At 68.2% G+C, this 23,592-nt stretch carries 21 protein-coding genes and 1 tRNA gene; 7 read left to right on the plus strand and 15 right to left on the minus strand.

The genetic code is table 11. The annotated features are described in order from the left end of the window. Positions 1 to 3: 3 nt before the first annotated feature. The 6 genes from ACOPJ3_RS03020 to ACOPJ3_RS03045 all read right to left on the minus strand — a co-directional run bounded on the left by ACOPJ3_RS03020 (position 4) and on the right by ACOPJ3_RS03045 (position 8,108). A complete protein-coding gene (locus tag ACOPJ3_RS03020; RefSeq protein WP_427871164.1) occupies positions 4 to 990 on the minus strand; it encodes a glycosyltransferase family 2 protein in 987 nt (328 codons plus the stop codon). Next, positions 990 to 2,426 (minus strand): sugar transferase, encoded by a 1,437-nt coding sequence (locus tag ACOPJ3_RS03025; RefSeq protein WP_427871165.1) that lies wholly within the window; start codon positions 2,424 to 2,426, stop codon positions 990 to 992. Before ACOPJ3_RS03025 ends, ACOPJ3_RS03020 begins: the two co-directional genes overlap by 1 nt. Further along, positions 2,423 to 3,091, minus strand: coding sequence for a hypothetical protein (locus ACOPJ3_RS03030; RefSeq protein WP_427870354.1), 669 nt, complete (start codon positions 3,089 to 3,091; stop codon positions 2,423 to 2,425). Before ACOPJ3_RS03030 ends, ACOPJ3_RS03025 begins: the two co-directional genes overlap by 4 nt. 305 nt (positions 3,092 to 3,396) lie before the next feature. Beyond that, positions 3,397 to 4,047 (minus strand): low molecular weight phosphatase family protein, encoded by a 651-nt coding sequence (locus ACOPJ3_RS03035; protein ID WP_427870355.1) that lies wholly within the window; start codon positions 4,045 to 4,047, stop codon positions 3,397 to 3,399. 25 nt (positions 4,048 to 4,072) lie between these two features. After that, positions 4,073 to 5,575, minus strand: coding sequence for a polysaccharide biosynthesis tyrosine autokinase (locus ACOPJ3_RS03040; protein ID WP_427870356.1), 1,503 nt, complete (start codon positions 5,573 to 5,575; stop codon positions 4,073 to 4,075). 256 nt (positions 5,576 to 5,831) lie between these two features. Continuing rightward, positions 5,832 to 8,108: a bifunctional alpha,alpha-trehalose-phosphate synthase (UDP-forming)/trehalose-phosphatase gene (locus ACOPJ3_RS03045; protein ID WP_427870357.1), complete on the minus strand. Its 2,277-nt coding sequence runs from the start codon at positions 8,106 to 8,108 to the stop codon at positions 5,832 to 5,834. An 84-nt stretch (positions 8,109 to 8,192) separates the two neighbouring features. Here ACOPJ3_RS03045 and ACOPJ3_RS03050 point away from each other — a divergent pair, with 84 nt between their 5' ends. Together ACOPJ3_RS03050 and ACOPJ3_RS03055 are read left to right on the plus strand one after the other, a co-directional pair. Continuing rightward, positions 8,193 to 8,624, plus strand: a complete 432-nt coding sequence (locus ACOPJ3_RS03050) for a hypothetical protein (RefSeq protein WP_427870358.1) — start codon at positions 8,193 to 8,195, stop codon at positions 8,622 to 8,624. 2 nt (positions 8,625 to 8,626) lie between these two features. Beyond that, entirely contained in the window at positions 8,627 to 8,917 is a 291-nt protein-coding gene (locus tag ACOPJ3_RS03055; RefSeq protein ID WP_427870359.1) for a hypothetical protein, read from the plus strand. A gap of 51 nt (positions 8,918 to 8,968) precedes the next feature. Here the strand turns inward: ACOPJ3_RS03055 and ACOPJ3_RS03060 are convergent, their stop codons facing one another. Beyond that, a complete protein-coding gene (locus tag ACOPJ3_RS03060; RefSeq protein WP_427870360.1) occupies positions 8,969 to 9,202 on the minus strand; it encodes a hypothetical protein in 234 nt (77 codons plus the stop codon). A 56-nt stretch (positions 9,203 to 9,258) separates the two neighbouring features. Then, complete coding sequence (locus tag ACOPJ3_RS03065; RefSeq protein WP_427870361.1) at positions 9,259 to 9,531, minus strand: GlsB/YeaQ/YmgE family stress response membrane protein; 273 nt, start codon at positions 9,529 to 9,531, stop codon at positions 9,259 to 9,261. A 236-nt stretch (positions 9,532 to 9,767) separates the two neighbouring features. On the opposite strand from ACOPJ3_RS03065, the gene ACOPJ3_RS03070 reads away from it, so the two are divergent. The 3 genes from ACOPJ3_RS03070 to ACOPJ3_RS03080 all read left to right on the plus strand — a co-directional run bounded on the left by ACOPJ3_RS03070 (position 9,768) and on the right by ACOPJ3_RS03080 (position 12,263). Then, the gene (locus ACOPJ3_RS03070; protein ID WP_427870362.1) at positions 9,768 to 10,955 is read left to right on the plus strand and encodes a carboxylate-amine ligase; all 1,188 of its coding nucleotides are present in this window, start codon (positions 9,768 to 9,770) and stop codon (positions 10,953 to 10,955) included. 136 nt (positions 10,956 to 11,091) lie between these two features. Beyond that, complete coding sequence (locus ACOPJ3_RS03075; RefSeq protein WP_427870363.1) at positions 11,092 to 11,349, plus strand: DUF7218 family protein; 258 nt, start codon at positions 11,092 to 11,094, stop codon at positions 11,347 to 11,349. 122 nt (positions 11,350 to 11,471) lie between these two features. Next, positions 11,472 to 12,263, plus strand: coding sequence for an SDR family oxidoreductase (locus ACOPJ3_RS03080; RefSeq protein ID WP_427870364.1), 792 nt, complete (start codon positions 11,472 to 11,474; stop codon positions 12,261 to 12,263). Positions 12,264 to 12,274: 11 nt separating this feature from the next. On the opposite strand, the gene ACOPJ3_RS03085 is transcribed toward ACOPJ3_RS03080, so the two are convergent. The 7 genes from ACOPJ3_RS03085 to ACOPJ3_RS03115 all read right to left on the minus strand — a co-directional run bounded on the left by ACOPJ3_RS03085 (position 12,275) and on the right by ACOPJ3_RS03115 (position 19,734). Continuing rightward, positions 12,275 to 12,973 (minus strand): hypothetical protein, encoded by a 699-nt coding sequence (locus ACOPJ3_RS03085; protein ID WP_427870365.1) that lies wholly within the window; start codon positions 12,971 to 12,973, stop codon positions 12,275 to 12,277. 498 nt (positions 12,974 to 13,471) lie between these two features. After that, positions 13,472 to 13,765: a response regulator transcription factor gene (locus ACOPJ3_RS03090; RefSeq protein WP_427870366.1), complete on the minus strand. Its 294-nt coding sequence runs from the start codon at positions 13,763 to 13,765 to the stop codon at positions 13,472 to 13,474. A 20-nt stretch (positions 13,766 to 13,785) separates the two neighbouring features. Continuing rightward, positions 13,786 to 15,813, minus strand: coding sequence for a hypothetical protein (locus ACOPJ3_RS03095; RefSeq protein WP_427870367.1), 2,028 nt, complete (start codon positions 15,811 to 15,813; stop codon positions 13,786 to 13,788). A 335-nt stretch (positions 15,814 to 16,148) separates the two neighbouring features. After that, the gene (locus ACOPJ3_RS03100; protein WP_427871166.1) at positions 16,149 to 17,051 is read right to left on the minus strand and encodes a TIGR01777 family oxidoreductase; all 903 of its coding nucleotides are present in this window, start codon (positions 17,049 to 17,051) and stop codon (positions 16,149 to 16,151) included. A 107-nt stretch (positions 17,052 to 17,158) separates the two neighbouring features. Then, complete coding sequence (locus ACOPJ3_RS03105) at positions 17,159 to 18,064, minus strand: GlcNAc-transferase family protein (RefSeq protein WP_427870368.1); 906 nt, start codon at positions 18,062 to 18,064, stop codon at positions 17,159 to 17,161. 48 nt (positions 18,065 to 18,112) lie between these two features. Beyond that, a complete protein-coding gene (locus tag ACOPJ3_RS03110; protein ID WP_427870369.1) occupies positions 18,113 to 19,447 on the minus strand; it encodes a hypothetical protein in 1,335 nt (444 codons plus the stop codon). A 213-nt stretch (positions 19,448 to 19,660) separates the two neighbouring features. Beyond that, positions 19,661 to 19,734: transfer RNA gene (locus ACOPJ3_RS03115), tRNA-Arg, on the minus strand. 113 nt (positions 19,735 to 19,847) lie between these two features. On the opposite strand from ACOPJ3_RS03115, the gene ACOPJ3_RS03120 reads away from it, so the two are divergent. Together ACOPJ3_RS03120 and ACOPJ3_RS03125 are read left to right on the plus strand one after the other, a co-directional pair. Further along, positions 19,848 to 20,420, plus strand: coding sequence for an adenine phosphoribosyltransferase (locus tag ACOPJ3_RS03120; protein WP_427870370.1), 573 nt, complete (start codon positions 19,848 to 19,850; stop codon positions 20,418 to 20,420). 44 nt (positions 20,421 to 20,464) lie between these two features. Next, positions 20,465 to 23,590 carry a hypothetical protein gene (locus ACOPJ3_RS03125; RefSeq protein ID WP_427870371.1) on the plus strand — a complete coding sequence of 1,042 codons (3,126 nt, stop codon included), beginning with the start codon at positions 20,465 to 20,467 and terminating at the stop codon, positions 23,588 to 23,590. The last annotated feature ends 2 nt before the right edge of the window (positions 23,591 to 23,592 follow it).

Genomic DNA, 23,592 nt, shown 5'->3' on the forward strand with positions numbered 1-23,592 from the left:
TCGTTAGATTTTCAAGAGTTGATACAGGCGACGGGGGAATGTCTGCTTCAGAATTCCGTGCCGGATGCAGACAATCATGCGTGCGATCTTGGTTTGGTGTTCTGTAACCACAAACGCCCTTGCGATTTTGCTCGCCTCGCTGTGCATCTGGGGCTGGTGGAGGCTGAGTAACGCGCCGAGCTGCGCATACGTGCCTGCAATGCTGGGAGCGTTGGGCTTCAGCAGCTTCGTGAGCGCAAAGCGGATGCCAGCCCGGGTGACGGTTCCGAGAGTGTTTGATTCATGTTGCCTGTAGTCGACCAAAGCTCGATCGACATAGCCAACCCGACCGGTGGAGATTGCGAGCAGGATGAGCCACCAGTCATGCATGATTGCAGCGTTTCGAGTCTCCGGCTCTTCATAAAGTTCGCGGAGGAGCGCTGAGTTGAACACCATCGAGCATCCCGGTGCGAGGTTCTCCACAATGAGAGACCCAAATGACGCGCGCTCCGGCCGAGCTTTGATTTGACCCATAAACGATTCTCGAAGCAGGCAGAGATCCCGATCTACGACCCTGAGATCAGAAAATGCCAGTGCCGGGGAGCGTATTGGGTGCTGTTCTCCCATCCATTGCAGGCCCGCGATCATCGTCGTGAGCTTGTCAGGATGCCACACATCATCCTGATCGCAAAGGGCGTAGAAGTCCGCTGGAGGTGCGGCTCGAAGTAGCCGAAAGAAGTTTCCACTGGCGGATCGGACGGGTTCGCCTTCAAGAATGGTCACGCGCCCTGGGCGGGCATCGGCAAATGACCTCAACAGCTCTGGGGTTGAGTCAGTGGAACCGTCGTCCCAAACCACGAGATGCCAATTGTTGTGCACCTGAGAATCGAGCGAGGCGAGTTGCGGCTTGAGGTACTTGGCTCCGTTGAATGTTGCAAGCAAGATTACGACGAGCGGAGTACCGTCCGCTTCGGGTGCGCTTGGAGCCGTCGGTAGGCTTTCGATGATCATCACACGGCTCCCACAGGAGCCACTACTGCCCGCACGGTTCGCCAGAGGATGAGCAAATCGCCGACCATCGACCAATTTTCAACGTAATACAGGTCGAGACGAATCGCGTCTTCCCATGTGAGGTCACTCCGTCCGCTCACTTGCCAGAGCCCAGTAATTCCAGGCTTGACCTTGAGTCGACGATGGTGATGATCCTGGTACAGTGCGACTTCTGCATCGCGTTGTGGCCTGGGGCCCACCAGGCTCATGGAGCCGACGAACACATTGAAAAGTTGTGGCAACTCATCGAGTGAATAGCGGCGGATGATTTTTCCAACCGGGGTGATCCGGGGGTCATTCTCGACTTTGTGGAGAGGGACGTCTGAGGTTCCCTGCGCTTGAAGGAGCCCGGCAAGTTGTTGGTCCGCGTTCTGCACCATAGACCGAAACTTGAGCATTGGGAACTCGCCACCGGAGAGCCCGACTCGCTGTTGCGAGTACAAAACCGGTCCCTTGCTCGACACTTTGACCGCGATTGCGACCGCGAGCATGATGGGTGCCGTCAAGACAATGAGCGCAGCCGACCCCAAGAGATCGAACACCCGCTTCGCGAACTGCTTACGCCCCGAAAACTTCGGGTGTTCGACGTGAATCAGTGGGAGACCAGAGATCGGTGTCGTGTGGATCCGGGGCCCGGCGATGTCCGTGAGCGCCACCGTGACGATGAGGTCCACGTTGCGGGCCTCGAGCTCCCAGCCGATGCGACGCATGCGCTCCGGCGCAATCGAGTCCGGGCTCGTCATAATGAGTGTGTCTACCTTGAGGCGATCAACCGCCTCAAGAAGGTCGTCATAGCTTGCGACGACGGGCAGACCGGGCAGCAGCTCGGCGTTGCTCCCGAGCTCTGTCACCGCCCCGAGCAGGCCAAAGCCGGCGTGCCGGTTCCGGGCGATCTGTTGCGCAATGTGTGCACTCTTTGTGCGCTCGCCCACGACGAGGGCGCGGTAGATATTCCTGTGCCGTGCGCGTTGGCGGTGGAGCCGCTTGCGCCACAGCCAGCGCGATAGCAAGAGCAAGAGGAGGCCGGCAGGCAATGCGATGAGCAGGTAGCCCCGCCCCACCTGTGCGCGGAGAGAAAACGCGATGATCGCGTAGAGGCCGAACGTGAAGAGCGTGAGGCTGACGACCCGCTTGTACTCGACGGGCCCGATCCCGAACACTTTCGGGTCCCGGCTCTCGCCGATCCCGAGCGTGATGAACCAACTCAGCGCGAGTGCGAGGGAGACGAGGGAATAGGTGACGACCACCTCTGTGCTCGCGATGAGTGCCACGTCCACGTCCTCGGTCCGGATCCCGAACCGCAGGACCTGCGCGCCGAACACCGCGACGAACACAATGATGAAGTCGGTGAGGGCGAGCTTGAGCCCATACCGTCGTTCCCACGCTGGGGCGCTCATATCCACGATGAACCCCCGTCCTCGGAACGGGCGAGCACATCGCCGGCCCACGCGTACAGCACTGAGCTGTGCGGGCTCCCCGCGATGACCACCGAACTCTCGGGGAACTCTCCCTCCAGGCAGGCGCCACCCTCACCGAGACGCCCGTCGACGAAGCGTTTCGCTTGGATGCCGCGGCACTCGCCCTCGGACTCAACGGCAATCGCAAACCCTGAGCCGCTGAGCGCGACCGCGACGGCGCCCGCCACCGCGACGGGTGCCGACCAGGTAGTACCGAAGTCGCTGGTGACCGCAATTCGCGCGTCCTCGCAGAGCACGATGCCGCGCTCAGCTGCTGCGTCGAGAGAGACCGCACCGCACGGCAGTTGAACCCGGCCGCCGGGTGAGTTCGCACTTACTGGCTCGGCCGGGTGGAGGAACCACGACGCCTCGACGCCCGTCGTCGGTTCCCAATCAGCCCCGCCAACAAAGGAACGCGCAAGTTCAGGGCTGCAATCGCCGCCGAGGTAGACCATCCGGGTCACCGACGGGTCGCCGGCATCCAGGGCCAAGATCTCGCCGCCGTCGAGGTCGGTGAGCGACGCCCCGCGCCACTGGGCGCCGCCATCGCTCGAGACGTCGAGCGTCGCTGCGGTCGTCCCGCACGTCCCGGTCGTCCCGCGCACGAGGTGGCCATCCCGCGCCCCAACAGCGAGGATGCGGTCGGGGGCAGAAACCGTAATCGCAGGAGGGGCCGGGGTCTCCGAGACCGTGGGCGGGCTCGTCTTTCCAGGCGAGTTCGCCCCGAATCTCGGCGGAGAAGCCGGGTCGTCGCCTGCCCGGTCCGCACGAGAGGTCAAGAGCGCGACGCCGCTGAGTGCGACCGCCGTGGCCGCCAAAAGGGCGAGCGCGGCAATCATCACACCGCGCTGCCGCGCCGACGGCGATCGCCCCGGAGTGGAGCGAAAGAACAGTTTCCCACCCAATTCCCTTACCCCCTGCCGATTGCCGCGCCGCGGAGGAGGAGGGAGGTTGCGTTCAAGGCCGGGACGATCTGCTCGGCGGAGCGCTCATAGACCGCATCAGATTGCTGGAATGGGTCGATCACGTCGTCGTCCTCGAGGGCCATCGGCGGCGGGATCGTGCCGCGGATGCGCGCGATGGCCTCGACGGCGTAGCGCATGCGTTGAGCCAGGTCCGGTCCGCTCGATTCTGCGACGGCGGCGGGCGACGTCTGGTCGAGCTCGTCGGGATCGAGTGCGGCAGCAAGGCGACCGAACTCCCGCAGCGTGAACGTCTTGCGGGCCGCGCGCGGGAGCATTTCGACGGCCGCGCGCCGATGCTCGCGGGAAAGCGCAAGTACGAGGTCAGCGTCGCGAAGCATCGCGGGCGTGAGCTGGCGAGCGCGGTGGTGCTCCGCGGAGGTCACCCCGAGATCGACCGCGATCCGCTGGTTCTGCTCCGTCATGGGCTCGCCGACGAGCGCCTGGATCCCCGCGCTCCCAACGCTCGACGGCGTGCCCCTCAGCGCCTTCTGCAAGAGTTGCGCCGCAAGTGGCGAGCGGCACACATTCCCCGTGCACACCGTCAACACGCTGAACGGCCCTTCGGGTGCCGCGGTGTCGAAAAGACTGAAGGCCATCTCCCTGTATCCCCATTCGCTCGGTCTAGCTCTGCCCCCGTGACCGCCTCTTTTCCCCCCGGGCGGTGCGCTTCTCCGCGGATTGCGAAGTCTGTGCCCAGTGATCGGTCCCGTAGCCGTAGGCGCCATAGCCATAGCTGTCGGGTCCCTTCGTGGGAAGCATGGTGATGACGACTCCTCGCAGGTGCCCACCGCCGGCCGCGAGCGTGCGGACGGCCATCTCAAGCGCGGGCTTCCTCGTGGAGCCCGACGCGGCCACCAGGACGGTGCCGTTCGTGTGCTTGCTCACGACGGCGGCGTCAGTCACGAGCAACAGCGGCGGCGTATCGATCAGGACGTAGTCGAAGTGTTCGTTGAGGGTCTCCAGCAGTAGCTCCATGCCCTTGGACCCGAGCAGCTCGCTCGGATTCGGCGGCACCTTCCCCGCGGGGAGAACGTAGAGCTGCCCCGCGCCCCAGCGCTGCAGCACATCGGCGAGCTCGGCTCGACCGATGAGCACATCCGTCATGCCCACGCCGCCCTCGAGCCCCATGTTGTCGGCGACCTTCGGAAGTCGGAGGTCGCCGTCGACGAGCGCCACTCGGGCGCCGGATTCGGCGAGCGCGATCGCGAGGTTCGCCGTGGTCGTCGACTTCCCCTCAGACGGCCCGGCAGAGGAGACCACGAAGCTCTTGCCGCGATTCTCTGATTCCTCATTCACGGCCAGGAACTGGAGGTTCGTGCGAAGGGTACGAAAGGACTCCGCGCGCGGATTGCGTGGGTCCGCGTGCACGATGAGCGGACGCTGCTTCGCCTCCGGGTCGAACGCGATCCCGCCGAGCAGCGGTGCATCCGTCACCTGCTCGATATCGTGGAGCGAGTGGATTCTCGTGTCCAGCACATTTCGGAGCACCGCGATGCCTACGCCCAGGGCGAGGCCGACGAGCGCCCCGAGCGCGATATTGAGGGGTACCCTGGGGCTCACTGGACTTGTCGGCGTTTCCGCAGGCTGCACGGTCGTCAGCTTGACGGGACTCGCCTCCGTGCCGCTCTCAATCACCTCGAGCTCCTCCTGGACGAGGGTGATGAAGCTCGCTCCGATCGCGTTGGCGATCTCGGCGGTCTCCTTCGGATCCTCGCCCGAGACGCGAATATCGATCAGCGAGGTGTTGAGCGGCGCGCTGGAGCTCACCCGCTTCGCGAGCGCTTCGGTGGTCGTGTCGAGGCCGAGCTCCTGAATGACCGGGCCCAGCACGCTCTCGGTGGCCACAATGTTCACGTAACTCTGCACGCTCTGCCGAGCAAAGTTCGAACCTTGCACGAGTTCACCCGAGGCCTGGCTCTCATTGCGCACGGAGACGTACAGTTGGGTGCCGGCCTCGAAGCTGGGCTTCATCAGCAGCGAGGCGCCCGCAGCGATGCACACGCCAATAAGCGTGAACGCTGTGATCAGCATCCAATTCTTGTGAAGGATTCTGACGTAGTCGCGCAACTCCATGATGTGCGGCGGCCTCCTGGCGAGTGAGCTTTTGCGAAGCGTCGCTAACATTACAGCTGTTTCGGATTGCACAGCAAACAATATTTGCCGTCGCGTAATGTTCAATTTGTCAGGCAAGACCAAGCTGTTGCTTACTTCCCCGTCATCTGTGATTTGCCTATTAGAAAACCCGTCTCCTGCGCATTGGGAAATTGGTGAACTCTCCGTGTCGGAATTATCGATCCCGCGAAGCACGGAATGGCCCGGTCGCGCGCAAGACGCCGCGGGGCGCTCCTCGCCCAGCTAGGGCCGGCCACCCTGGGCGGTTCTACCCCGCGATGCCCGTTCGCAGCTCGGCGAGCATTGCCAGCACTGCGGCCGCCGCAGCGGGGTCCGGGATCCGCTCCCGCGCGAGCGTTGCGCCCTCGCCGACCTTGATCCCGAGATCATCGGTGCGGAGGGCGGCGAAGACGTCCTCGTCTGTGACGTCGTCACCCAGGTAAAGAATCTGCGCGCGGGGGAGCTCCGCGGCGATCCGCAGCAGCGTCGTGCCCTTGTCGCTCGGTCGCACGCTGCACTCGGAGACCTCTTTCCCTGAGCGGACATGCAGTCCGGCCTCCTGGGCCATCTTCGACGCCGCCTGCCTGATTTCGTCAGCGCGCACGGGATCCGCGACGCCGCGGGTGTGCGTCGCGAGCCCGAACGGCTTGCGTTCGAGCCGCACGCCGGGGTCCTCACCGAACACCCGCTCGAACCGTCGCTGCAGCGCGGCGAGCCTGTCGCGCTCGCTCGTCGTGAGTTCACTGGGGGCGAGATGGCCGGCCCCGTCGAGGCCGGTGATTTCAGCGCCGTGGGAGCCGGAGACGATCCAGTCGTCCGTCTCGATCCCGGTCTCCAGAAGGCTCTCGATGGATCGGCCCGAGAGCAGGACCACTCGCACGCCCGGTGCCCGCGACAGCAGGTGGAGCGACTCCTGGGCGCGCGGCAGGATCCGTGCGCGCTCGGGGCGGGAGACGATGGGAGCGAGTGTGCCGTCGAAGTCGCACGCGACGATGAGTGCGTGCGAGGTGGCGATGCGCCTCACGCGATCCGAGACGCTTGCGGGAATGAATTCCTGTGAGGTGCGGATGGGGCCGGTGGGTTCGGCCACGCCGTGCGTGCTGGGCGTGAGGCGCTCCTCGGCAACCGCGCACAGGCTCCCGAGGTAGTCCTCGGCCCAGTGGGCGACGTCGTGGGTAAAGACCTGTTCACGCAGCGCCGCCATGCGTCGTTCGCGCTCGCCCGCCGGCATGTGGACTGCGCGCACGATCGCTGACTTCAGGCCTTCAATGTCGTGGGGGTTGACGAGCAGCGCGTCGCGCAGCTCGGCGGCGGCCCCCGCGAACTCGCTGAGGACGACGACTCCCGCAGACTCGTCCTGCGAGGCCACGAACTCCTTCGCCACCAGGTTCATGCCGTCGCGGAGCGGCGTGACCAGCAGCACGTCTGCGGCAAGGTACAGTGCGGCCATCTCGTTTCGGTCGAACGTCTGGTGCAGGTAGACCAGCGGGGAGCGACCGATCCCCGAGTGTTCCCCGTTGATGCGGCCGACGGTGCGCTCGACCTCGTCGCGGAGGCGACGGTAGGCCCCGACTCGCTCGCGGCTCGGGCTTGCCACCTGCACGAGCACCGCGTCCCGTGCGCTGAGCTCGCCCTCACTCAGAAGCTCTGAAAAGGCCTTGAGTCGATGCCTGATGCCCTTCGTATAGTCGAGCCGGTCCACGCCGAGGAGCACCTGCCCGGGGTTCCCGAGTTCGGCCCGGATCTCGGCGGCCCGGCGCCGGGTGTCACGGCGCTCCGCGAGCATGGCGAATCCGCCTGCGTCGATCGAGATGGGGAATTCCTGGGCGATGACCGTCCTGGAGGGCTCCCCGGCCTCCTCGGGAATGACGAGCGAGTTCCCGAGCGCGTGGGACTGGCCGAAACGCTCGGCCGCCAGGCGAAAACTTTGCGCGTCGCCCACGCTCTGGAAGCCGACGACGTCTGCGCCGAGGAGCCCCTCCACGATGTGGCGTCGCCAGGGGAGCTGAGCGAACAGCGTTGGCGCCGGAAACGGGATGTGCATGAAGAAGCCGATCGTGAGATCGGGACGCAGCCTGCGCAAGCGTGCGGGCACCAGCTGCAGCTGGTAGTCATGCACCCACACGACCGCGCCGGGCTCCGCGCGTTCAGCGACCCGTTCCGCGAAGCGCTGGTTCACGCTCCGATAGCGCTCCCACCACTCCCGGTGATACTCGGGTGTCGCGATCACGTCGTGATAGAGCGGCCAGAGGGTGGCATTGGAGAATCCCTCGTAGTACTCGGCAAAGTCCTGCGCGTCGAGCGAGACCGGTGAAATCCGCATCGGACCGATGGTGAACGGGTCGATTTCATCCTCGGATCCGCCCGGCCACCCGATCCAGGTGCAGCCAAGTTCCTCGACGATCGGCTCGACGGCCGTCACGAGTCCGCCGGGGGAGGTGCGCCAGGTGAGTGTGCCATCGGCCTCCTCGACGCGGTCGACGGGGAGCCTGTTCGACACCATGACGAGCTCTCTGGAGCCCAGAATGTCAGTAAGCCTGCTCATGAGCACCTCATTGTCCAGGGGGAAGTGAAAACATGACGGTCAGTATTGCTGGCTATGTGCTCCAAACTCTGGGAGCATTGCGGAATGGGGTACTTGATATACGGCGCCGGTGCGGAGTACGAGATCGAGGACCGGGCTCTCGCGCACTTGAAGATCGCCGTGGGACAGAAGCTGCGCAGGCAGGAATCGTTTTTCGTGAGCTGGACGAACACGCTCGAGCAGGGGAGCGGGAGGGTCTCCCTCTGGGTTTCGCCGAGCATCCCGTTGATCTTCCGCTTTGCGGGGAGCCGGGCACCCGAGCTGAATCCCATCTGGCTCGGGGTGCTCCGGGATCTGGCCCATACGCCGCGGGGAATGGTGCTGCTCACCGAGTCAGAGGCCGAGAAATACGCGAAGGAACGGCTCGGATCACACGCCAGCCCGGCGGCTCCGCCGCTGGCAGATCCCGGCGCGTCAGGATCGACCCGCGCGTCCGGATCGACCGGTGCGCAGACCAGCGGGAAGCGGGGGGAGTGACCATGGGAAGCCTGAGCTACGGCGGGACCCAGTCCTTCGAGTTCGAGGACCGGCTGCTCGCCCACCTGCGCAGCGTCATCACGATGAAGCTGGTGCGACACGAGAGCTTCATGTTCACCTGGAACGAAGGGACCGTGCAGCGCACCGTCTGGCTGCACCCGAGCTCGCAGCTCGTCTTCGAGTTCGACAGCACGGAGGGGTTGGGTCTCAACCGGGAATGGGTGGAACGGCTGAGCGACCTCGCGAATGGTCCCTCCGGTCTGCACATCGTTGAGGAACCACGCGTGCCCTAGCGCCGGAGCGGAGAACTCCGGCGCTAGGGCACGCGTGAACAGCACGTCGAGCTATTCGGCCTCCGACTGGGTGGCCGGCCCGCCGCCGGTTGCTCCGCCTTCGTCAGTCCAGTCCGTTCCGAGCTGGTCCGCGCGAGCGGGATCCGAGACGACGTCCTTCTTCTCGGACTCCTCGTGCGGTCCCGCCTCGGTGCTCTGCGTCTCGACGACACTCGGATCGTCGGTGAGCGCATCTCCTGTGTTTGCATCGTCGCGGTGCTTCCCGTCACCGGTGGTGTGCATCATCTCCCCCTCCTCAGGTGAGTGGCTGCGCTGGCGCGCTTGGGCCGTTGGACGCTGGACTAGGACTCGCGTCGGCGGCTGCCGCCAACGATGAGGCCGTAGATCAGGAGCACGACGATGGATCCGCCGATGGCGAGCAGCCAGGTCTGGAGCGACCAGAACTCCTGAAGATTGGCGCCGAAGAGCACCGAGCCGAGCCAGCCGCCGAGCATCGCACCAACGACGCCGAGCAGCAGCGTCACGAACCAGCCGCCGCCTTGGCGCCCGGGCAGGATTGCCTTTGCGATGGCTCCAGCGATGAGGCCGAGCAGCAGAAATGCCAGAAAACTCATGGTCTCTTTCCCTTCCCCGAGTGGCCAGATTGGTCCTCGTGTACCCCAGGCTATCCTCGCCGCGATCCACCTGGACAGGGGGTTGCTTCAGCAGTCGCCCGTGCGATAGTGGTTCGCTGAGCTGGCGTTCTCCAGCCGCCTCGCGGCGTTATCCGGCCAGCCTCACCCGGTCAACCCCGGTGTGCCCCGACGCAAAGCGCGGATACGCTGCACGCACCCCGGAAGAGGGAGGGACCATGAGCGAACTGACGCCCGCAGAGGCGCGAGGCTTCGGCATCGAGGAGGAGTTCCTGCTGCTCGACGCATCGACCGGCGCGCCCGTGAACGGTGCGGCGGATCTCCTCGCCGCGCTGTCCCCGGGCCAGGACACCGCTCAGCACGAGTACTTCGCGAGCCAGATCGAGACTGCGACCCCGGTATGCCACTCGATGGCCGAGGCCGAGGCCACGCTGCGCGCGTTCCGGGAGGCCGCGGCCACGGCGGCCACGGCGGCGGCCGGCGGCGTCGTCGTCGCGGGAACGGGACTGCCGCCTGCTGGCGGCGACACGGAAGGCACGGTGACCCAGGCGGATCGGTACCACGCGATCGCGCGGGAAGTGCGCCGTGTCGGCGAGTTCCAATACATCACGGGCACGCACGTGCACGTCGCCGTGCCGTCACGCGAAACTGGGCTGCGGGCCATCGCGGCCCTCTCCAGGTGGGCGCCTGGGCTCCTCGCGCTCGCCGCAAATTCCCCCCTGTGGTGCGGTGTTGACACGGGCTTCGCCAGCTGGCGCTACCTCATGAGTCTGAACTGGCCCGTAGCGGGCTGGCCTCCTCCATTTGTGGACGTTGCCGAGTACGAGCAGACCGTTGCCACGCTGGTGGCCAGCGGGATCGTGCTCGATCCGGGAATGCTGTCGTGGTCCGCCCGGCTTTCGGATCGGTACCCCACCATAGAGCTGCGACTCGCCGATTCGCAGCTGCGCGCCGAGGACGCGGTGGGTTTCACCGCTCTCGTGCGCGCTCTGGTCGACGATGCCTGCACCGCCGAGGAGGAACGGCTCGCTGCTCCGCCCGGGCCCCTCAGTGGCGCACTGTGGTTGGCGGCCAGAGACGGGCTCGCGGACTCGATCGTCGATCCCGTGCTGGGGGCGAAGCTGCCCGCCCCGGTGTTCCTCGAGATGCTGCTCGAGCGCGCCGGGGCCGCCCTCGAACGTGCGGGCGATGGGGAGCTGGCCGAGCGCTATGTGGCCAGGCGGCTCGACGCTGGGAGCCCCGCGGAGGAGCAGCGGCGTGCGTTCGGTGCGGGAGGGTCCGCTGCGCTGCTGCAACTCTTCCGCGACGGCACAGCTCCGCGCGACGGCACAGCTCCGCGCGACAGTACCGCCGGGCACGCAGGCACCGCCGGGCGCGCAGGCACCGCCGGGCCAGGGAGCGACTGAGATGGCGCGCGGTGAGGATAGGCGGGGGACGAGCAATTGTCGAGGGTCTCGTCACGGCCGCCAGGCTCGCCTAGCCTGGAGCACCACTCACGCCGCGCGGGAGCGCGGGTTGACCGAGACGCGAAGGAGTCGGAACATGCCCACCCCCCAGCTCAAGGATCCGGAGCTTTACGACCGCCTGCGGAAGGAGGGGGCGTCAGAGGAGAAGGCAGCGCGCATCTCGAATGCCGCGGCGAAGGAGGGGCGCTCGGCGATCGGCCGGCGGGGCGGCTCCGCCGAAGACTATGAAGACCGTACGGTGCCCGAGTTGCGTCGGCGGGCGAAGGACCTCGGGCTCACGGGGTATTCGAAGCTCAGGAAAGCGGAACTGATCAGGCTGATCCGGGAACACTGACGCGTTGCGCGGTTTCGAAAGGAGGTGGTGGGATGTGCCCCAACGTTGACCCGAGAACGAAGTACGCGGTCCCGCCGTTCAGCGAGGAGCGACAGCAGTCTCAGCCCGGTCACACTGAGGAAATGCGTGTGCGACCCGATCACGGGGAGCTGAGTTACCGCGGGAGCGGGCGCCTCGCCGGCCAGCGCTGCGTCATCACCGGGGGAGATTCTGGGATCGGCCGCGCGGTTGCGGTCGCCTTCGCGCGAGAGGGGGCCGACGTCGCGATCGGCTATCTTCCGGAGGAAGAGGTCGATGCGGAGTGGACCCGAGACCTGGTAGATGAAACCGGGAGGCACTGCGAGCTCGTTCCCGGTGATCTCACCGAGGAGGCCCAGTGCGTCACGCTCATTGAGCGAGCGACCGCTGCGCTGGGCGGAATTGATGTCCTCGTGCTGAACGCGGGGGTACAGCGCTCGAGAGAGGGCGCAACGGTGCTTGAGAAAGCGCAGATCATGCAGGTGTTGGAGACAAACCTCGTCGCCCCGCTGCTGCTCATGCGCGAGGCCGCGCCGCATCTCTGCCCGGGGGCCTCGGTCATCGTGACGGCCTCCATTCAGTCCTTCAACCCCAGCCCGGATCTGATCGACTATGCGATGACGAAGGCCGCGCTCGTGGCCTTCGTGCAGGCGCTCGCGGTCGAGCAGGGAGAGCGCGGCGTGCGGGTGAACGCCGTCGCCCCCGGGCCCGTATGGACGCCCCTCATTCCGGCCACGGGGTGGGACGAAAAACTCGTGCACTTCGGCGCCGACACCCCGCTCGGCCGACCGGGGCAGCCGGCAGAACTTGCAGGCGCCTACGTCTACCTGGCATCGGAGGAGGCGTCCTTCGTCTCCGGATCGGTGCTCGCCGTCACGGGCGGCAAGCACCTGTGAGCTGCGCCCGCCTACGACCAGACCCGGTTCGCGTAGCTCAGCACCGCGGTCACGATGATCGCGATCGGCACGAGGCAGATGATCGCCATGAGCGCGGCATCGATCCGAAGCCGCGCGCGCTGCCCGAACCGGGTGAGACGGACGGCGTGCATCGCGAGGAGGCCGATGAAGACCACAGTGACCCCCACCCCGCTCCACACGGGATCCCATTGGGCAAGGATGAGGAGGGCGGTGATGAGCACGACCGCGGCGACGAGCGCCGAGGTGATCCAGCGCATCGAATTCGCGGAAGTGAGCGCGGGCTGATGCGTGACCAGGGCCGGATCCGCCTCGCCCCGGTTCGGGTTCGGCGTCGAGGCCTCGGCTGCGCGCGACTCGGTTGAGCCGTCGAGGATCGGGCGCTCCTGGGCTTTTGCGCCCCTCGGGAACTCGTGGACGGTGCCCTGCCCCGTGCCGGCGTCGAACCGGGTTGCCTCGTGAGGCTTGTCGTGCTGCTCTGTGGCGAGCAGGGAGACGCTGTCCGTGTCCACCGGGGGCTCGATCGGCGTCTGGGTGGGTGCGACGAGCGGAGCGGGTATCGGGGTGGCGGGAGCGGGGTGTGCCGACGGGCTCGGGCCGCCCTCGCGGCCGGGAAACTCGACCGGGGAGGGTGCGTTCGACGGCTCTCCCGGGCCGTCACGGCCGTGTCCTGTTCGCTGGTGGTGTCTCATGATCCTGACCTTTCTTCGGGGTGCGGAACCCGCGGGTCAGGTGGCCTCGGCCGCCTGGTCCGGAGGCACCGCGATGCATCGCGTCTTCGAGCTTGAGCTACATCCACATGGTGGTTCCTCCATCTCGCGGGCACGCCGGAGAATCGGGATCCCGCTCTCAGTTCCAGACTCCTCGCGGGCCGCGGAGCCCGGCAGTCCCTTGCAGGATCGGCGACGGAGGCCTACCCTATTTGGTCCGCGAAATGGGTATCGGATCAGGGTCCGGGGTGAAGAGGACGGTCCGCCCAGTCGATGATGCGGGGAAACGCACTGCGCGGACCGTCCTCGGGGGACGCGAACTGGCCCTGCAGAATTTGGGGAACGCAGGGCGGACGGGGAAACATTCGCGTCTCGTCGGATTGTGTCAGCCCGCGGGGTGCCGCGGTGCCTGATACGAAGAATTTAACCCGCAGATTCACACGTTTCACCCGTCGGCATGCGCTGCGTCGGTGGGTCGGGTCACGGCATCGTGTCCCAGGTGAACCACCCCCGCTTGATTGCGGCCTCCAATGCGAGCTCCCGTCTCCCGGTCACCCCGAGCTTTCGCTTGAGCGAGTTGATCTGGGTCTTCACGGTGTTCACGCTGACGAACTCCTGCTTCGCCATCTCGGCGAGCGAGAGTCCCTGGCTGATGGCTTTGAGCATGATGAATTCGCGCTCGGTGAGCGGGCTTGCGGAGTCCGACTCGAAGAACAGATCGGCTCGCTCAAGCCTGGCACTGAGCGCGTGCTGCAGGGTCGTCGACGACGACACTGATCCGCGAGGTCCGTCGCTCAGTCGAACCGTCGCCTCGAGGAGGGCCTCGACGACACGGCGCGGGAGCAGACGGAGGACGAGGGCGACGGCGCCGTGTCCCCGTCCCGGATCGCCGCGGCGGCGGCCGCCACCGCGCGGGAGTGGGCGTCCTCCCGGCTCGCGTCGACCGCCTCGAGGATCCCGCGGAAGGAGATCCCGCGACCGCCGTAACTCCGGTGCACGGGGAGCTCGCCTCGTGCCTTGGTGCTCTCGCCCGCGATGGCCCGATACATGGAGCAGGCGAGGTCGAATGCGGGGTGGTCCATGGGGATCCGCTCGATGAGGCGCGCCGCACCGAGCTGGTTGCCCCTGGCCTGGGCGACGAGCGCCCCGGCCCACAGGAACACCGGGCTCTGCATCTCGACCGCGGCGGCGGCGTCGCTCTGCTGGAACAGGTTCTGGGCATCCTCGCTCCGGCCGTCGAGGAGCAGCGCAAGCACGTGTGCGGTCTGCGCGATGCCAGCGGTGGGGAAGGAGAAGCGCCTGCGCGACGGGCCGATGATGTCGGCAGCGAAACCGGGGAGGCCGGCATCGAGCAGGTGCCAGGACGCGGCGCCGACTCCGTGCTGCAGGATCAGCTCGCTTGCGAGTGCCCGCGGGTTCGGGTGCGGCTCGGCGCGTGGGCAGCCGCCCGGGCGAACCTCGCCGATGAGGAGCATGGCTTCGATCGCCTGCTTCGCCTCCTCGTCCTGTGCGGTCAGCCCGCCCTTGGCCGCAAGGAACCGCTGCATCCGCCAAGCCGAGATCCAGTCGCCCCGTGCCGCGAGCGACTGGGAGATGAGCGACACCGCCGTGAGCGTGCCGCGGTGACCAAAGTGGGCCGCAGGGATCTCGCGCAACCCGGCCCAGGCTCGTGCGAGATGCGCCTGCGCGAGCTCGCGGGCGCCGAGCCCCAGGGCTGCCCGCCCCTGCAACGCGCTCACGATCACGGCGTGCATGCCCCCGCCGACCAGCGGTTTCTGCTCGGCGAACTCGCGCGTGCGTGCGCGGAACCCGGGTGCGTGCGCCACATCCTCGCCGCTCAGTCGCAGCGCGTGACACAGCGGGAATCGAGAGGTGTCGCTCGCGGAGAGGTGCTTTGCGACCGCGGCGGGCAGCAGCAGTTCTGCCTCGGCGAAGTGCCTGGTCAGCAGCAGTTCGGAGCGGCGCCAATCGCGCAGCAGGAGGCGCTGCCACAGCTCCTCGATCGGGGCGGGGATCGCGCACAACTGTTCGGCGAGTGCCGCACGCGACCGCAGGTACTCCTCGTCCTGGTCGTCGAATGCCTGCCAGAACGTCTCTGCCCACTCGAAGTAGCCGGTGCGTCTCGGCGAGGGAAGGAGGAGCGTCGGCTGCCGGTACAGATTCTCGAAAGCGCCGGCCGCGGCCTCTCCGAGGAGGGTCGCCACGAGCTTGCTGCTGATCTGGGGCAGCATCCGGAGCAGCCGCGAAACCGAAAGCATGCCCCGGCCATTGCTGGCCTGCGACACATCCTCGTTGCACACCTGCAAGCTGACCGCGAGGAGCTCGGAGTACGAGTTCTTGATGACCTCGGGGTTGCCCGCGGCGTTCACGAAGCACTCGATCCCGAACGCGGTGCCCGCCGCGCCGCCCTGGGCGACCTGCCAGATCAGCTCGTCCGCGAAGGGGTCCACGCCGTCCGGGAAGGTGAGCTCGAGGAGAGCAAGGTGCTCGAGGCGGCTGAGGCTAATCTCGCTCGAGCCGATCTCGGCGAGGATCTCACGATCGGAGATCGCCCAGGACGGCGAGTCCACCGACGCCGTAATGAGCCGAGCGCCGGACTCGTGGAGGGCTTCCGCCAGCCACCCCGCCTGGTCCTGCAGATTGAACCAGTCGAAGTCGTCGACCAGCACGACGCTCTGGCCGTCGCGATTCGCCGCCGCCTCGAGCACCGACTTCAGGGCAGGAGGCGGCGACGTGCGCGAGATGAGCGCGAGGTGGTCAACGTGCGCACCCTCCCGCTGAAACGCCTCGCCGATCTGGCCGAGGAGCGTCGACTTCCCCATTCCCGGCGCCCCCAGAATCGCGGTCCACAGCGCAGAATCCCCGATCACGCGGTTCACAAGCGCGGTCCGCGGCAGAATCGCGCGGGGTCCCCCGGTGGCGTAGAGCTGGCGCCAGCGCGAACCGGACGGCGTCTTGTCTTCGAACCCCATCGTGCCCCCCACATGGTATTCCGGGGGCGACCGGCCGCCGCCGGTATCCCGGGTCAGCTACGCCAGCGAAGGAGCCCCCTGCTTCGCTTCTCCCCAGCGTATGTTGCTCGGGCACAACCGCCAATTCCAGCGGTGCAGTGTCGTGCCATCGGGGGAGTCGGCGCTGAGGTGCGGCCGGATTCGCCCTAGGTCAGTCCCGAGGCGAGTCCCGAGGCGATCGCCTCCGACACGGTCGGATGCTCGAATTCGAAGTCGCTCGTTGCGAGCGCGTTCGCGGCGACCTGGGCATCCGCGAGCAGGAGCGAATCGGCGGCGTCACGGCCCAGTGCAAGCCGCAGCGCCGGGGCCGGGGCCGGCACGAGGAAGGGCCTGTGCAACTGCGATGCGAGTTCGCGTCCGATCGATCCAGCGGTGGCGCGGGAGGGTCCGCACAGGTTGACCGGCCCGCTGATGCCTCGCTCGATGAGATGCCGGATCGCCCGCACTTCGTCGGTGAGCGAGATCCATGGCCAGTACTGGCGGCCGCTCCCGAGCGGCCCGCCGAGCCCCAGCTTTGTGAGTAGGATCATGGGTTTCAGCGTTGCCGAGCGGTGCAGGAGCGGCGCGGTGCGCAGGTGAGTGACCCGCGCGGCGGGGCCCGCGGTGGCCGCGACCCGCTCCCACTCGACGCAGAGCCGCGCGAGGAACGTGGTGCCCGGCGAGGCCTCCTCGGTGAGGAGTTCCGCCGGACGGCTCCCGTAGAAGCCCACGGCCGAGGCGGAAAGGAAGTGGGGCGCCTCGTCGCCGAGGGCCGCGAGCGCGTCCGCGAGTGTGCGCGTCGGCGCGATCCGCGAGGAGCGGAGCGTGCGCCGGTAGCCCTTCGTCCAGGGCAGGCGGCCGATGCTCGCACCGTTGAGGTTCACGACGGCGTCTGCGCCGCGGAGCTGATCCGGATCCAGGGCCGCCTCGCCGGGACGCCACTCCACTTCGGAGGCGTTCCGGGGAGCGCGCCGGACGAGTTCGATGACCTCGTGCCCGTCGCTGCGGAGTGAGCGCGCGAGCTCCTGGCCGATCAGCCCGGAGGCCCCTGACACAATGACTCGCAACATCTCCACGCCCCCATTCTCCCCCTCAACTTGCCGATTCTGCGCTCGATGTGCGATTTATCGGGGATAAACAACGCAGGTAGGGCAGAACCGGCAAGGTGGGGCGGGGGTCAGCGGCGGGAACGCTGGGGCAGCGCCGCGACGGCCGCATCGAAGTCAGCGCGGGAGCGTTCGCGGCCGAGCGCTCCGCCTCCGCCGCCGGAGATGATCGCGCGGGCCGTGTCGATGCTGCGGGCGAGCAGCAGCTCGAGTACCCCGCGAGCGCCGGGATCGCCGGCGAAGTCGCTCAGGAACCCGTGCCCGCCGGCGGGCTTGTCGCGCGCATACAGGTGAAAGAGCGGCACGCTCTCGGGCGCGTGCACGTTCCAGCCGTGTGTGAAGAGCTGCAGCGCGCGCACGTGCTCGTCGGCGACCATGACGTCGCGCACCTGCTCGAGCTCGGAGCACAGGGCGCCCGCGCTGAACTGGAACCCGCCGGAGACGAGCGCCGTGCGGGCGAGCCCCGGCACGCTCGGCCCGACGTCCTGGCGGGGGAGCCCGTGCTGGTCCTGGCCGGCCGGTACGATCGCGTGCGGGGGCACCGTCGTCTGGGCGACGGCGCCAGCGTCGGCGCCGAAATCGCCCCCGACCGGCGCGAACGCGCCCGGATAGCAGGAGAGTACCGCGCGCGGATCCCGCAGCGACTCCCACTGCGCGACGAGCGCCTCGTCCCAGCCGTCAGCGAAGCGCGTGTGCGAGTCGACCTGCAGGGTATAGCGCTCGTCGCGCCGCATGCGGTCCGTCATCCGGCGGGCCCAGCCGAGCCCGCGGGCGCTCCGCCAGGGCAGCGCCACCGAGGTCACGCGCCCGTCGCCGCGCACCGCGTCGAGCTGGTGCTGCGTCTCGGGGCCGACCTGGTTCACGATCGCGAAGCGGACCCGCGCCGGATCGGCCGCGCGCTCCCACGCCGAGCCGATCGTGTGCAGCAGCTCCGGGTCGCGGTAGCTCACGACACGGACGAGGATGTCCCGATTCATGCCGCGGCCGGGCTCTTCGGGTCGGCGGGCGCGCTCGCCGCAGGCCAGCTAGACCCGTGCACGCGCGGCCGAGCCCTTGTTCCCGGCCTTGCCCCGGCGCGCGGCGGCGAGGGCCGACGCGCCCGCGACCGCGAGGCCCGCAGCGAGCGCGAGCGGCGCGAGCGGAGCGGCGGGATCCGCGCCGGTCGCCGCGAGCTGCGCGGCCGGTGCGCCCGGCTTCACGGCGAGCCCGGGATCCGGATCCTGATCTTGATCTTGATCCTGATCCTGATCTTGATCCTGATCCGGAACCAGCCCGTCGATCAGCACGTCGGGGGCCGCCGCGCAGGCCGACTCGCCGGGCACGGAGGCCGTCGCCGAGGTGCCGTCACCCGGGTTGCCCGTGACGGGGATGTTCGGGTTGACCTGCACCGTTGTCGTGCGCGGCGCGCTCTGGGCGCACACCGTGTTGCGCATGACACCGTCGCCGAGGCCCAGATGGGACGCCGCGAATGAGAGCAGGAACTCGCCGTGCTCGTCGTAGTTGCCAGTCGCGGTGAGGATCCCGTTCTCGATCGTGGGCTCGCCGAGGACTGCGCCGCGCTCGACCCGGATATCGCGGGGCTCGATCCCGCCGCTCTCGGCGAGCAGGTCGCTGAGGTCGTCGGTGAGCGTGAACGACTGGCTCGGTCCGAGATTTCCGCCCGCAGGCCGCTGCACGGCGATCGAGTACCGCGACTCGGGGGCGGCCTCGGTGACGCGCGTGCGGTCGACCGACTTCGAGACGAGCGGGGCCGGGTTGGCCGCGATCGACGCCACTCCGATGTCGCCGTGGGGGCCGTAGTCCCAGCGCTCCCCGTTCCACTCGTTGGTTCCGCGGCTTTCCACGTGCGCTGCGGCGCTGAGCGAGCCGTCGCCGCCGCGCGCGAGGACCGCGGAGAATCGCACCTCGAAGTTCTCGTGGGCCTTGTCGAACTCGCCGATGAACGTGACGACGTTGCCGGTGCGCTCCATGGTGAGGCCCTGCACAGGAGTGAATTCGAGCTCATCGAACACTGCGTCGATGTCGGCGACGTCGTCGGCGATCTGCGACAGGTCGACCGTGAGCTTGAACGCGTCGATGGGGTACAGCCAGCCCGGCTCCCAGTTGCCGTAGTCGACGCTGAAGCGGAAGTCGACGCGCTCGCCAGCCGACCCGACGGACGTGCTCGAGACGTTCGCTTCGACCGGGAGCTTCTGCTGGTATGCGCCGTGGAGCATGCGGGCGGTGGTGAAGTCGTAGGTGATGCTGGCGGCGTGTGCGGAACCGTCGGACCCGAGCCCGGGCGTGAGAACCGCCCCGACCGTGATGATGACGCCGCATGCGGCCGCGGACGTTGTGGCATGGCGAAGCGATGCGCTCACGAGATTCCCCCAGAATCAATCAACGGGAGTTCGCCCGCGCTCGTGCCCAGCTGCACGCCCGTTTCCCGCGATCCCCAGCAAGAAGCTAGCAGCGCGCCCCCGCCACACACGCATCGACGCGCCCGGGCCCGGCCCCGGATCCGCACCGACCTTGCCGGCAAGGGAGGCGGAACGCAAACACCCCCGCCGCTTCCGCGACGGGGGTGTGATCTGCGCGCCCCGAGGGATTCGAACCCCCGACCTTCTGATCCGTAGTCAGATGCTCTATCCAGCTGAGCTAGGGGCGCACGTTGGTTTCCCAACCAGAAAGACATTACACGAGCAGCCCGGAAAACGAAAATCCAGGCGGCGGGATCCGGGCCGCCCGGGCGCGTCGTTCGGGCGCGGTACCCTGGTTCTCGTGCACGTGAATACGCCGAGCGACCAGCTGAATCTGCCGAGCTTCCCCGAGTCGAGCCCCGAGCTCGCGCGGGCTGGATCCCTCATCCTCGAGGTGCCTGATTACCCGGCGGCGGGGATCCTGTTCCGTGACATCACCCCGCTGCTCGCCGACGCCGAGGCCTTCCGCGCGACCGTCGACGCCCTGATTGCCCCGTTCCGCGGCACATTCGACGTGGTCGCCGGCCTCGAGGCGCGCGGCTTCCTGTTCGCGAGCGCCGCGGCCTACGCCTCGGGCGCCGGGCTCATGCCCATCCGCAAGGCCGGCAAGCTGCCGAGGCCCGCCGCGAGCGTCGACTACGCGCTCGAGTACGGCGTCGCCGAGGTCGAGGCGCACGCCGACTTCCCGAGGGGCACGCGCGTCCTCGTCATCGACGACGTGCTCGCGACCGGCGGCACCCTCGCCGCCGCGCACGCGCTCCTCGGCAAGCTCGGCTACGTCGCCGCGGGCACCGCGGTGCTCTTCGAGATCGAGGATCTCGGCGGGCGCGACACCCTGAACGACCCTCAGCTGCACACGGTCTTCAGCAGCTGAGGCCAGCGACCGTCAATGTCGGAGGCCGTTGCTAGGGTCGCTGCATGACCTCCGGATCCCGGCCCCCGCGCGATCACGAGGGTGATTTCTTCGGGCTCGCGGAGTCGGATCCCGAGCTGCTGAAGTCCGGCAGAATTCCAGATCCGCAGCCCGGTCACACCCCGCTGTTCGCCTGGCTCGCGCGCGTGCTCACGCGCGTCGAGGAGCGGCTGCGGGCGCGCGGCGGCAAGGGGCTCAGAGCCGCCGTCAAGGCCGGCTGGGTGCTCGTCGCCGCGCTCGGGATCCTGTTGCTCGTCGGCCCGGTCATCAACAAGCCGCTCGATTTCGACGACATCATCGACTCGGCCAAGGTCGAGGAGGTCGACTGGATCGCCCGCGACGCGCGGGTCGACTATTCGATCGAGCGGGATCCCGAGCGCATGTTCGTGGCGGAGGTGTCCGAGGCGTTCACGGCTGCGTTCGTGAACGGGCCGGAGGGCTCTGTCGAGCGCGTGATCGTGACGGAGTTCGAGGGGCACGACGTCGAGTTCGAGCTCGAGTCGGCGACCGTGGATGGGGAGCCGGCAGACGTCACCCTCACCAAGCGGGCCACCACGACGGAGCTTCGTCTGCGTCCGGCGTCCGGGCAGAAACTCGAGGGGGAGCAGGAGATCGCGGTCTCCTACCGGCTGCATCACCTCATCGCCGAGGACGTCGACGAGGCGAGCGGTAAGGCGGTGGATCGCTGGTCGTGGCCCCTGTTCGCACCGACCTGGCCGCAGGGCACGAAGGGGCTCCAGGTTTCTCTGACGCTCGCGCCGGAGCTCGACGAGGCCCTGATCCGCACGCCCAAGGCATACCTTGGCTGGCTGCTGTTCGGCGCGAGCGCCTGGCTCACCCCCGAGGACGAGAGCGGGGCGGGCGTGACGTACGCGTTCTCGAACGACCAGACGTTCCCGCCCAACCCCGATTTCTGGCTCATCCTGAACTTCGAGCGCGGCACCTTCGAACTGCCGCCGAAGACGCCGCTCTTCTGGGTGCAGACCTACGGTCCACTCGTACCGCTCGCCCTGCTCGGGGTCATCGCGGTGCTCGCGCTCGCCGCGCGCCGGGTCGTATGGGCCGAAAGCGTCGGCGAGCCCTGGTACAAGCCGCGGTCGGATCCGCCGGATGACGTGTCGCCGATGCTCGCGGCGCAACTGCTGCGCAGGGCGCGGCACGCGGAGCTCACGGCGGCGATCTCGGACCCGCCGCGACGAGCGCGCGAGGCGGCGAAGACCGCCTGGCTGCGGGAGGCTGCGCGAGCCGGTCGCCGGGCCGGCCGCCTCGGGAACCTCCCGGCGAGCTGGAGCTCCGGCATTCGGTGGGCGGCCGCGGGCCGGGCGGTCGAGCGCAAGCTGCGCTGGGCGCCAGAGGGCTACGTCCGCGACACGTTCCTGTTCGCCCCGGTCGCGCTCACGCTGGTGCAGTGGGGGCTGCTCAGGCAGCTCTCCCACCAGGTCGTGCTGTCGGTCGTCTGGTGGCCGGCGGCCTTCGTGCTGCTCTCGACCGCGCTCGCCGCGGTCGCCTTCCTCGCGGTGCTCAACCCCCGCCCGCTGACCCGCGAGGGTGCGATCGTCGTCCAGGATCTCAAGGGCATCGACGCGTACGCGAGGGCGACGCGCCTCCTCGAGCGGGGCCCGCTCGACGATCGGCTGCTGCCCTACGCCGCCCTGTTCGTCTCGCCCCGGCGCGCAGGCGATGCGGTCACGGAGCTCGCAGTGCGGGAGTCCGGAGATCGCCGGATCGCCGAGGGCTGGCGCACGGAGCGCTTCCTCGGGATTCCGGCGGTGCTCGCCGTGATTGCCGCGGTGGGCCTCCTCGCGGGCTCAATCGTGCTCGCGACGAAGCCGGTGCCATACCCCAACGACATCCGGATGCTGACCCAGGACTCCGAACTGCCCGGCACGAACTACACGCAGACCCGCGGCTTCGAGATCGACGCGGAGCTCTCGCGCACCGAGCACCGGGAGGCGCGGATCGAAGTCGTTGAGCGTCACACCGTCGAGTTCGAGCCGGACGCGCCCGTCGTGCCGCAGTTCGCGCGGGAGTGGCCCGCGAACCGACTGGGGCAGGATCTTGGCATCTCGATCGAGGCGGTGCGGATCGACGGCGAGGACGCCCCGTTCCGCGAGGTGGACGGTCCCTGGAGCCGGACGGCCGTCACCACGTTCGCCGAGCCGCTCGTGGGCACCCACGACATCGAGGTCGAATATTCGCTCGGGCACCCGGCGGTGGACGCGGATCCGACGATGGCCTCCGACCGGGAGGCGAAGCCCACAGGCGGCCAGGTCGAGCAGGTGCGCTGGGTCGCCCTCTACGATTTCTGGGAGGAAAGCTACTCCGTCGATCCCTCCGACTGGTACGGGGAGAAAGCGCCGGTGCGGCCCGCCCGCGTCACGCTCGCCATCGAGCCGGGTCTCGCGGCCGAGGCGATCCGAGGCGGCTGGATCGACAGCACCCGCGCGGGCGACGACCCGGTCGACCTGCCGGCCGAGGACGGCGACGGCTACCGGCCGTGGCGATACGAGATCCGTTGGTATCCGGGCGACGGTCAGGAGCGCCGCGAGGCAATGATGGGCGCCGAGCGGACCCGCGACGACGGCTGGCCCGTCAAGGAGATTGCCCTCGACCAGGCCGATGAGGCCTCCGGCGGCGGCGCGGCCCTGGGCAAGCACGAAACCGAGCTCACGGATGACCTGGGGGCCGTCATCGACTTCCCCGTCGGCACATTTGCGAAGATCGACAGCGGGGCCGCGGAGCGATACGCGGCTGATCAGCGCCGGCCCTACTCCCTTGTGCTCTGGTCCGCCGGGATCGTCGCCGCGCTCGGGATCGCCACGGCCTGGACGGCCCGACGCTCGCGCGCCAGGCCGAGCGCCTCGCTCAAGGCGATCGCGTTCGTCGCGCTGCCGCTCCTCGCGATCGCGCAGAGCGTCGTCTTCTGCTGGGCGATTCTCGGCATGGCCGGCTCAGATGGGCGCGGGCCCGTCGCGATGGTGCTGGGCGGGCTCATGCTCGTCGCCGTCGGCGCCGCGGCATGGATCGTCGTGCGCCGGATCGTCCGCCAAGGCGAGAAGGAGCCGCCGCCCGCAGACGCAGCGAAGCGGCAGAAATCGAGCGGGCGGAAGCCCGCCGAGGGTAGAGAATAGAG

Origin of the sequence: Leucobacter luti (assembly GCF_050310065.1) — a bacterium.
GTDB lineage: Bacteria > Actinomycetota > Actinomycetes > Actinomycetales > Microbacteriaceae > Leucobacter > Leucobacter luti_B.

Bases quoted from the DNA above. Each gene is read 5' to 3' on its own strand.
- ACOPJ3_RS03060 (WP_427870360.1), bottom strand. From the start codon at position 9,202: ATGATGCACACCACCGGTGACGGGAAGCACCGCGACGATGCAAACACA.
- ACOPJ3_RS03065 (WP_427870361.1), bottom strand. From the start codon at position 9,531: ATGAGTTTTCTGGCATTTCTGCTGCTCGGCCTCATCGCTGGAGCCATC.
- ACOPJ3_RS03055 (WP_427870359.1), top strand. From the start codon at position 8,627: ATGGGAAGCCTGAGCTACGGCGGGACCCAGTCCTTCGAGTTCGAGGAC.
- ACOPJ3_RS03050 (WP_427870358.1), top strand. From the start codon at position 8,193: ATGGGGTACTTGATATACGGCGCCGGTGCGGAGTACGAGATCGAGGAC.
- ACOPJ3_RS03075 (WP_427870363.1), top strand. From the start codon at position 11,092: ATGCCCACCCCCCAGCTCAAGGATCCGGAGCTTTACGACCGCCTGCGG.
- ACOPJ3_RS03040 (WP_427870356.1), bottom strand. From the start codon at position 5,575: ATGTTAGCGACGCTTCGCAAAAGCTCACTCGCCAGGAGGCCGCCGCAC.
- ACOPJ3_RS03025 (WP_427871165.1), bottom strand. From the start codon at position 2,426: ATGAGCGCCCCAGCGTGGGAACGACGGTATGGGCTCAAGCTCGCCCTC.
- ACOPJ3_RS03125 (WP_427870371.1), top strand. From the start codon at position 20,465: ATGACCTCCGGATCCCGGCCCCCGCGCGATCACGAGGGTGATTTCTTC.
- ACOPJ3_RS03085 (WP_427870365.1), bottom strand. From the start codon at position 12,973: ATGAGACACCACCAGCGAACAGGACACGGCCGTGACGGCCCGGGAGAG.
- ACOPJ3_RS03095 (WP_427870367.1), bottom strand. From the start codon at position 15,813: ATGGGGAAGTCGACGCTCCTCGGCCAGATCGGCGAGGCGTTTCAGCGG.
- ACOPJ3_RS03035 (WP_427870355.1), bottom strand. From the start codon at position 4,047: ATGGCCTTCAGTCTTTTCGACACCGCGGCACCCGAAGGGCCGTTCAGC.
- ACOPJ3_RS03020 (WP_427871164.1), bottom strand. From the start codon at position 990: ATGATCATCGAAAGCCTACCGACGGCTCCAAGCGCACCCGAAGCGGAC.
- ACOPJ3_RS03080 (WP_427870364.1), top strand. From the start codon at position 11,472: ATGCGTGTGCGACCCGATCACGGGGAGCTGAGTTACCGCGGGAGCGGG.
- ACOPJ3_RS03100 (WP_427871166.1), bottom strand. From the start codon at position 17,051: ATGTTGCGAGTCATTGTGTCAGGGGCCTCCGGGCTGATCGGCCAGGAG.
- ACOPJ3_RS03045 (WP_427870357.1), bottom strand. From the start codon at position 8,108: ATGAGCAGGCTTACTGACATTCTGGGCTCCAGAGAGCTCGTCATGGTG.
- ACOPJ3_RS03105 (WP_427870368.1), bottom strand. From the start codon at position 18,064: ATGAATCGGGACATCCTCGTCCGTGTCGTGAGCTACCGCGACCCGGAG.
- ACOPJ3_RS03070 (WP_427870362.1), top strand. From the start codon at position 9,768: ATGAGCGAACTGACGCCCGCAGAGGCGCGAGGCTTCGGCATCGAGGAG.